The sequence below is a fragment of the Psychrobacter sp. 1U2 genome, assembly GCF_051847575.1.
Genome location: NZ_JBPYDC010000043.1, coordinates 1 through 7,838 on the forward strand (window position 1 = coordinate 1; position 7,838 = coordinate 7,838).

The 7,838-nt window shown below is 42.2% G+C and carries 8 protein-coding genes; 3 read left to right on the forward strand and 5 right to left on the reverse strand.

Features of this window, described 5'->3' with window-relative positions; genetic code table 11:
* Window positions 1-94 precede the first annotated feature (94 nt).
* Window positions 95-292, forward strand: coding sequence for a hypothetical protein (locus ACS8FD_RS12690; protein ID WP_439276171.1), 198 nt, complete (start codon window positions 95-97; stop codon window positions 290-292).
* A gap of 183 nt (window positions 293-475) precedes the next feature.
* Here the strand turns inward: ACS8FD_RS12690 and ACS8FD_RS12695 are convergent, their stop codons facing one another.
* The 4 genes from ACS8FD_RS12695 to serS all read right to left on the reverse strand — a co-directional run bounded on the left by ACS8FD_RS12695 (window position 476) and on the right by serS (window position 5,651).
* A complete protein-coding gene (locus tag ACS8FD_RS12695) occupies window positions 476-796 on the reverse strand; it encodes a hypothetical protein (RefSeq protein WP_439276172.1) in 321 nt (106 codons plus the stop codon).
* Between the two features lie 291 nt (window positions 797-1,087).
* Complete coding sequence (locus ACS8FD_RS12700) at window positions 1,088-1,837, reverse strand: DUF3239 domain-containing protein (protein WP_439276173.1); 750 nt, start codon at window positions 1,835-1,837, stop codon at window positions 1,088-1,090.
* 206 nt (window positions 1,838-2,043) lie between these two features.
* Window positions 2,044-4,041, reverse strand: a complete 1,998-nt coding sequence (gene tkt / locus ACS8FD_RS12705; RefSeq protein WP_439276174.1) for a transketolase — start codon at window positions 4,039-4,041, stop codon at window positions 2,044-2,046.
* Window positions 4,042-4,364: 323 nt separating this feature from the next.
* Complete coding sequence (gene serS / locus ACS8FD_RS12710) at window positions 4,365-5,651, reverse strand: serine--tRNA ligase (RefSeq protein WP_439276176.1); 1,287 nt, start codon at window positions 5,649-5,651, stop codon at window positions 4,365-4,367.
* 365 nt (window positions 5,652-6,016) lie between these two features.
* Here serS and ACS8FD_RS12715 point away from each other — a divergent pair, with 365 nt between their 5' ends.
* Together ACS8FD_RS12715 and ACS8FD_RS12720 are read left to right on the forward strand one after the other, a co-directional pair.
* Window positions 6,017-6,676, forward strand: coding sequence for a YcxB family protein (locus ACS8FD_RS12715; RefSeq protein WP_439276177.1), 660 nt, complete (start codon window positions 6,017-6,019; stop codon window positions 6,674-6,676).
* A 295-nt stretch (window positions 6,677-6,971) separates the two neighbouring features.
* The gene (locus ACS8FD_RS12720; RefSeq protein WP_439276178.1) at window positions 6,972-7,460 is read left to right on the forward strand and encodes a Dps family protein; all 489 of its coding nucleotides are present in this window, start codon (window positions 6,972-6,974) and stop codon (window positions 7,458-7,460) included.
* A gap of 81 nt (window positions 7,461-7,541) precedes the next feature.
* Here the strand turns inward: ACS8FD_RS12720 and ACS8FD_RS12725 are convergent.
* The coding region (locus ACS8FD_RS12725) for a transposase (RefSeq protein ID WP_439276179.1) at window positions 7,542-7,838 on the reverse strand (297 nt) is incomplete at its 5' end.

Below are 7,838 nucleotides of genomic sequence, written 5' to 3' on the forward strand. Positions count from 1 at the left end.
AGCTCGTAATTTTAAGTCAATGCTTTATCTGGCGTGTACTATCGTTCATTGTAAGATGAATTGAAGACACGCCCTAGCTTTTTGGATCAACTTTATGAATATTGTCAGCAGCACACTACTAAAAACCGCTCTTAGCGCCAGCTTACTATTATCACTACCTGTGATGGCAGCAGCAGCGCAAAAGTGGCAGCTCGATGTGCCAAAGACTAAGGTCGACTTTGAGGTAGCATATTTAGGGAGTGGTACGATTATACCGATTAATATTACAGGACAGCTTATAGCGGCAAACTAAAACAAATACGGCGGCTGTGATATTTATTACGCTTTGACTTAAACATAAAAATCCAGCGCCAAACGTTCATTGTTTACGTTTAACGCTGGATTTAAAGTAATCACTTATTAGCAGATATGTACATTTCGAACAATAACGGTTAAATAGCTAAAAGCTAACGATTACAACAGCTTTCAATTATTTTTAGTACTGCCACGGCTGATCTTGCTCGATACCCGCTTTGTCGATCTTATTTCTTCTTTTCTGAATTTTGGTATCTATTTTTTCCTGCTTCTTTAGCGCCTTTTGGTTGATATCGTCTACCAAGCCTTGGATCTTCTTATCCACTTTGCTTTGCTCTTTTTGGCGCACTTTATCAACCTTAGCTAACTCTTTTTGACGCGCCTTATCTATTTTATCTTGTTCTTTTTGACGCTGTAGATTCAGCTTACTTAGCTTCTTTTTCGCCTTTTTACTCAATGTAATATCGTCTTTCGGCGCTTGTTTTGCAGACTTATTCGACATGATAACTCTCCTTAATCAGATTATTTAAGATATCTATGAGTTTGATAATAGGCCAGTATGCCTGCCTAATCAATGTGCCCATACAAAACAGGTACACGTCCTTAAGCTGTCCGTAGATTAGCAAACAGGGAATAACACTAATAGCGGTTCACTATAGAGCAGTTTAAGTTTGATGAATTAATACTTCATTTTCATGGCTTGTAAGTTTCATATTTCAAAAATAAATTCTCTATCTTTCTATCTCTAAATTAGTAGTCAAAATGTGATAACTATTCCTTGAATTTCATCCGTTCAAACAAAAAACTCTAATGCTTTTAAAACAGCTAAAAACACAACCACGCTGATAACAATTTTTGTCAGGTTTATACCCTCATGTCCTTGTTCAAGCACAAGACTATCTAGAACATTTATAGAGTCATTAGATAACTCATTCCAACTACTATCTTCTTTTCCAACTTGGTACAAACCAACCTTGTAAGGCTTCTCTAACTTCAACAAGTGCTTTTCTAGTTGCTCCCACTGCTCATTTGGATAGCTCTGCATAGCTAATTCAATAACTTTTGGGTCGTCTGTAGCATAAGATAAGGGAATTGGATTAAAGTTTATCCAGTGTGATAAAAACTCATCAGATGAAGCTGTATAAAGGGCAACGGTTGGAATCCTGTCACCGATGCGCACATTTTTTAATGAATTGCGCTTTGTTATCTTAATAACTGGAAAATAACCATAGCCTTTACTTAAATCTCCATTCACGGCAACGAGAGTTGGATGAGTACCCACCACGATACCACCATTTGAATGACCACTTAAGAAATGCTCTTTTTTGTTTGTCCAATAGTAAAGATTGATAATAACTGCTACAACAATAACGAATAAATATACGGTATCGATAACCACAGTAGCGAGTATTGAGCAAACTAAAAGTAAAACTAATGAACCTACAGCTATTTTATGATGACGAAACCATACCCATTTATCAAGTTTTGCATTACCTGGATTTGAAGCGAAAGTGTTATTATCGACTGTAAAATTATTCTTCACTAGAGATTCCTTTCACGCGACAGAATTCGTTATTAAGTGTTTAATTATTTCAGTATTTTACAATTATTCCTTTAGTAGTTTAGGAAATAATATTCTAAATATAAAAAAAGAGCCACCAGAATTATCTGGCAGCTCTTCTTCGCACAATGTCATTAACCCAACCATAAATCATAGCTAAGTGCTGGACTAAAGCCGCAACCTACAAATTAAATCAAACTATTTACCGCTTCAACGACTGCTTCAGTCGTGATGCCAAACTCTTTATATAAGTCACTCGCAGGCGCTGACTCACCATAAGTCGTCATACCGATGACTTTGCCATCGAGACCGACAAACTTATACCAGTAGTCCACATGTGCCGCTTCCACAGCGACGCGGGCACGGATGTCAGCAGGTAATACCGACTCGCGATAATCACTATCTTGCTCCATAAAGATCTCCGCACATGGCATAGAGACCACACGCACGCCAACGCCATTTTCGCCAAGCATTTTATGCGCTTCCATTGCTAGGCCTACTTCTGAACCTGTCGCGATGATGATAGCTCGTAGCTCGCCTTGCTCTTTAGCTAAGACATAGCCACCTTTGGTAATATTAGCTACTTGCTCATTATCTCGAGCTTGATGCGGCAAACCTTGACGACTAAAAATTAGTGCGGATGGATTGTTCTCTGATTTGAGTGCTTCTACCCAAGCGCTAGCCGATTCAGTCGCATCACAAGGACGCCATGTACGTAGGTTTGGCGTGGTACGTAGGCTAGTCAACTGCTCAACAGGTTGATGCGTTGGACCATCTTCACCTAGACCGATTGAGTCATGCGTGTAGACATGAATAATGCGCTGCTTCATCAATGCGCCCATACGTACCGCGTTACGCGCGTATTCCATAAACATCAGGAAGGTAGCAACATAGGGGATGAAGCCGCCGTGGAGCGCGATACCGTTAGCAATAGCAGTCATACCGAACTCACGCACGCCGTAGTAGATGTAGTTACCATCAGCGTCGGTTTCGATACCTTTAGCGTCTTTGAAAAGTGTTAGGTTTGAACCTGCAAGATCTGCTGAGCCGCCCATAAGCTCTGGTAATAAGGGCTGCAAAGTATTGATCGCGTTTTGACTGGCTTTACGACTAGCGACATCACCACCCTGCTCTTGGGTCTGCTGAATGTAGTCTTTTGCTTGATCATCAAAGTCGTTTGGTAATTCACCATTGAGGCGGCGCATCAGCTCGTCTGCAAGCTCTGGATAGGCTTTTTTATAGCCCTCAAAGGTTGCGTTCCAGTTCTTCTGCATAACATCGCCTTTGGCTTTGCCATCCCATGCTTCATAGATTTCATCATCTAATTCAAACGGCGCGTGTTTCCAAGCGAGCTCATCACGAGTCAAAGCGATTTCGTAATCACCAAGTGGCGCACCGTGGCTTGAGGCTTTGCCTTGTTTATTCGGACTACCGGCACCAATAGTGGTTTTGCAGATGATTAAGCTTGGCTTACTCGTTTCGTTAATCGCTTGCTCAGTGGCTTTAGTAATAGCGTCGGTATCATGGCCATCAACTTTGATCACCTGCCAGCCATAAGCTTCAAAGCGCATTTGCGTATCATCGGTAAACCAGCCTTCAACATCACCGTCGATAGAGATGCCGTTGTCATCATAGAAGAAGACGAGTTTACCAAGTCCTAAGGTACCTGCAAGGGAGCAGACTTCATGGCTGATGCCTTCCATCAAGCAACCATCGCCTAAGAAGGCGTAAGTATGATGGTCGATGACTTCATGACCGTCACGGTTGAACTGAGCGGCAAGCGTTTTTTCGGCAATAGCAAAGCCTACCGCATTGGCGATACCTTGTCCTAGCGGCCCTGTGGTAGTTTCAACCCCTGGCGTATAGCCCAGTTCCGGATGGCCAGGCGTCTTTGAGTGCAATTGGCGAAAGCCTTTTAAATCATCAACGCTGACATCATAACCTGATAGATGCAGCAAAGAGTAGATCAGCATCGAGCCATGGCCATTTGATAACACAAAACGATCACGGTTATGCCAGTTAGGATCAGCAGGATTATGCTTCAAAAACTTACGCCATAATACTTCGGCAATATCCGCCATGCCCATTGGTGCACCGGGGTGACCAGAATTGGCTTTTTGCACCGCATCAAAAGACAGTACACGGATGGCATTGGCAAGTTTACGTTCATTAATTGGGGTAGGCATAGCAGGTCCTAATATTCGGATGAGAAGTCGAGAAGACAAAAGGAAAAGCGATTGGGTAATAAGATTAGAGCGTAATAAATACCCTCAATAATTAGAAAAACAAAAAGATAATTAAGTCAGCGGCAATATTAACATATTTGCGATAACCCTATCTAAAAATGCGCTGACAGGAGCGTTTGCATTTCGCAATCACTCCTATTAGTTTTATCAAATGATAGACATGTAGATAGATTAGATAGGCAGAATCGACGGATAAGATAAATTGCTACTCATAAACTTTAAGTGCATTTAGCTATTTGTAGCTCATAGTGGCAAATAGCTACTTAAACTACAATTGTCTCAGCCCCACCCATAAACGGACGCAATACTTCTGGAATAGTGATGCTACCATCAGCGTTTTGATGATTTTCCATGACCGCAAGTAAGGTACGACCAACGGCAAGGCCTGAGCCATTAAGAGTATGGGCAAGGCTGGTTTGTTTACCGTCTTTGACCCGCGTACCCATACGGCGCGCTTGGAAGTCGCCACAGTTTGAGCAGCTAGAGATCTCACGGTAGGTGTCTTGGCTCGGTAGCCACACTTCGATATCATAGGTTTTTTGCGCGGCAAAGCCCATATCGCCCGTACACAGCATAACCGTACGATACGGTAAATTGAGCTGCTGTAAGAGGTATTCCGCCTGTCCGGTCATCGCCTCTAAAAGCTCGTCTGATTGCTCGGGCGTTGCAATATTGACCATCTCGACCTTTTCAAACTGATGCTGACGAATCAGGCCGCGCGTATCACGACCATGCGAGCCTGCTTCACTACGAAAGCACGGCGTATGCGCGGTATATTTCAGTGGCAGCTCTTTACTCTCCAAACGTTCACCGCGTACCAAATTAGTCATCGGTACTTCGGCGGTCGGAATCAAGTAGAAATCCGTGCCTTCGTTGTTGGTATGATTAGTCAGTTTAAACAAATCATCTTCAAACTTAGGCAGCTGACCTGTCCCTTTTAAGCTCTCAGAATTGACGATATAGGGCACATAAGTCTCGGTATAGCCATACTTGACCGTATGAGTGTTCAGCATAAACTGTATCAGCGCACGATGCAGCTGCGCCAATTGTCCTTTTAGCACATTAAAACGACTGCCCGTCAGCTTAGCTGCCGCTTCAAAATCAAGCATCCCCAAAGTCTCACCGATATGAGTATGATCTTGGATGTCAAAATCAAACTCGCGCGGGTTGCCCCAGCGGCGTACTTCTACATTATCATCCTCTGACTCGCCTACTGGCACATCACTAGCTGGAAGATTAGGAATTTGTAGCGCCGCTTGATTGATGCGCTCTTGCAAAGTACGTAGCTCATCTTCTGCCGTTTTTATCTCACCACTGACGCTTTGCATCTCAGCGAGTAGCGCGCTTGCATCTTCACCTGACTTTTTGAGCGCGCCGACTTGTTTGGCACCTGCATTACGGCGCGATTGTAGCTCCTCGGTTCTCACTTGCAGTGATTTGCGCTCCGACTCAATCGTTTGCCAAAATTCTATATCTAGTGCATAACCGCGCGTAGTCAGCTGCTGCTGTAAATCAGTTAAGTCGCCGCGTAGGAGTTTTGGGTCTATCATAGTAGTGGCCTATAGCGCTAAGGGAGGAAAAAAGGTATAAAATGGAACAAAATGAGTGAACAATTAAGTGTAGCTATAATACCAAGACCGAGCTGATTTGACCATGCCCTCAAATAGCTTTTGTGGGCGCTATTTAGCCCTCTATTATTATCCCCTATGACTTCTGTCGTTATAGTGTTTCTTTTAGAGTGGCTTTTCGGTAAGATAAGCGCATAGTTTTTATTCATTTAAGTCAACTTGGCATAGACATTATTGTCTCATAGCTTTTGATAGTAATAACTACCGCTATCAACGAAAGTTAATGCCAACCCGTTTACTTAACCCCCTCTAATCTAACGCTTAACATGAGTCTTTGAGAACCTTTTATGGCCCTGTATCCCTACACGCTGCAACCTGTCGCCCTCAACTTGACTGAAGCTGAATTTCAGCAAGCCCAATACGAGCTATTCACTAATGCTAGCCCTTCTTTTGGTCTAAAAAGTCTAAAAATGAAAGAGTGGATTATTATAGGGATAGTCGTTATCTTAGCAATCGCTGGGCTAGTCTTTTTGACTGGCTACTCGACGATTATTTTTTGGCTAATGCTCGTGTCCGTCGTCATCTACTTATTAGTTCGTACCCTTGGATTTAAATGGTACGTCAAAAAAGAGTTTGAAAAGCAAGTTGCCGCTCAAGAGATGCCTGAGGAGATGCGTCAAATGAAACTTGGGGTACAAAAGCACGGTTTAGTCATGGCGATGCCAGCCAACCAACCCGATCTGATGCAAAACCCGCAAATGCGTGGCATGCAAATGCGCGCAGGCTCTACTCAGCAAGCGGTTATCCCTTGGAGCGCGGTCAAAAGCTGGGATGAGACTGATGACTATATCTTTATGATGTTTGAGATGAAAGGTCAGCAAGGCAGTCAGATTATTCCTAAGCGTTTAAAGGCACAAAAATTCCCTATTGATACGATTAGACAGCACTTACAAGAAGTTGTGCCTATTCGCGGTTTAAACCCTGAAAGCTTACAGCCTCCAGCTTAGCGTATTAGCATACTGATCATAGCTACTGATAAATATAGTCAAGTCATGTTTTATAAAACTCATTACATTGGTTTATTTAATTCACTTAACTTATTGATGTGCCTTTGCTATGATAGGAGTCATTGAAGAGGTAGAGAGTAGCAGACGAGTTTTGCTACTGTTTGATTAATAAGATAAAATAATTTTGATTAAAAAAACAAAAGCACATTATCATTGAGATTTTTAATCGTTTTTTAGTTATAGATTTTTAAATACAGTTCTCTAAAATTAACACTCACATTAAAAGGATAAAATTATGAGTAATAAAGATAACACTACTAATCAAATTGGCCTAGAAAGAGCGGACATGGGCGCTGTCGTTGAAAAGCTAAATAGCCTGCTATCGAGCTATCATATGTTTTATATCAACGTGCGCGGTTATCACTGGAACGTCAAGGGCGAGCACTTTTTCTCATTACACGAACAGTTTGAAGATCTGTACACTAACCTGCAAGTAGAGATCGATGAGATCGCTGAGCGTATCTTGACTTTAGGTAAGACGCCACTTCATGCTTATAGTGATTTTGCTCAGCATACTAGCATCAAAGAAGACAAAAACGTCCATGATGGTAATAGCTGTGTTAAAGGTGTGGTCACTGGCCTGCAAACGCTTATCGAGGAGCAGCGTAAAGTGTCAGCACTAGCGGAAGAAAGCGATGACCAAGGCACAGCTGACTTGCTTGATGAGTATGTACAACAACAAGAAAAGCTAGTTTGGATGTATAACTCGTTCTTAGGTAAATAGTCTCAGGACAGATAGCGTTGACTGATCAGCTATGTAAAGAAAAGCACCTATATTTGAACTGACCCCCTAAACTTGGACAGTTTAAGTTTGCATCAAGGACTGAGCTCTGTATTGTACAGGGCTCAGTCCTTTTAGTTTCATCTGAATTCTCTCATGATTATAATAATGCATATACTCATGAATCTGTCTCTCTAAAGCCTCAATCGTTTCAGGCTTTTGAATGTAGAGAGTTTCACACTTCAAAGCCCCAAAGAAACTCTCCATTAACGCATTATCTAAACCGTTTCCCTTTCGGCTTATGCTTTGCTTTATATTATTTTCTTTGAGCGTATTGGCAAACGGTTTCATCTGGTAATGCCACCCTTGATCTGAATGCAG

Coding starts and splice junctions, on each gene's coding strand:
- ACS8FD_RS12720 (WP_439276178.1), top strand. CDS start 6,972: ATGAGTAATAAAGATAACACTACTAATCAAATTGGCCTAGAAAGAGCG.
- ACS8FD_RS12695 (WP_439276172.1), bottom strand. CDS start 796: ATGTCGAATAAGTCTGCAAAACAAGCGCCGAAAGACGATATTACATTG.
- tkt (WP_439276174.1), bottom strand. CDS start 4,041: ATGCCTACCCCAATTAATGAACGTAAACTTGCCAATGCCATCCGTGTA.
- serS (WP_439276176.1), bottom strand. CDS start 5,651: ATGATAGACCCAAAACTCCTACGCGGCGACTTAACTGATTTACAGCAG.
- ACS8FD_RS12690 (WP_439276171.1), top strand. CDS start 95: ATGAATATTGTCAGCAGCACACTACTAAAAACCGCTCTTAGCGCCAGC.
- ACS8FD_RS12715 (WP_439276177.1), top strand. CDS start 6,017: ATGGCCCTGTATCCCTACACGCTGCAACCTGTCGCCCTCAACTTGACT.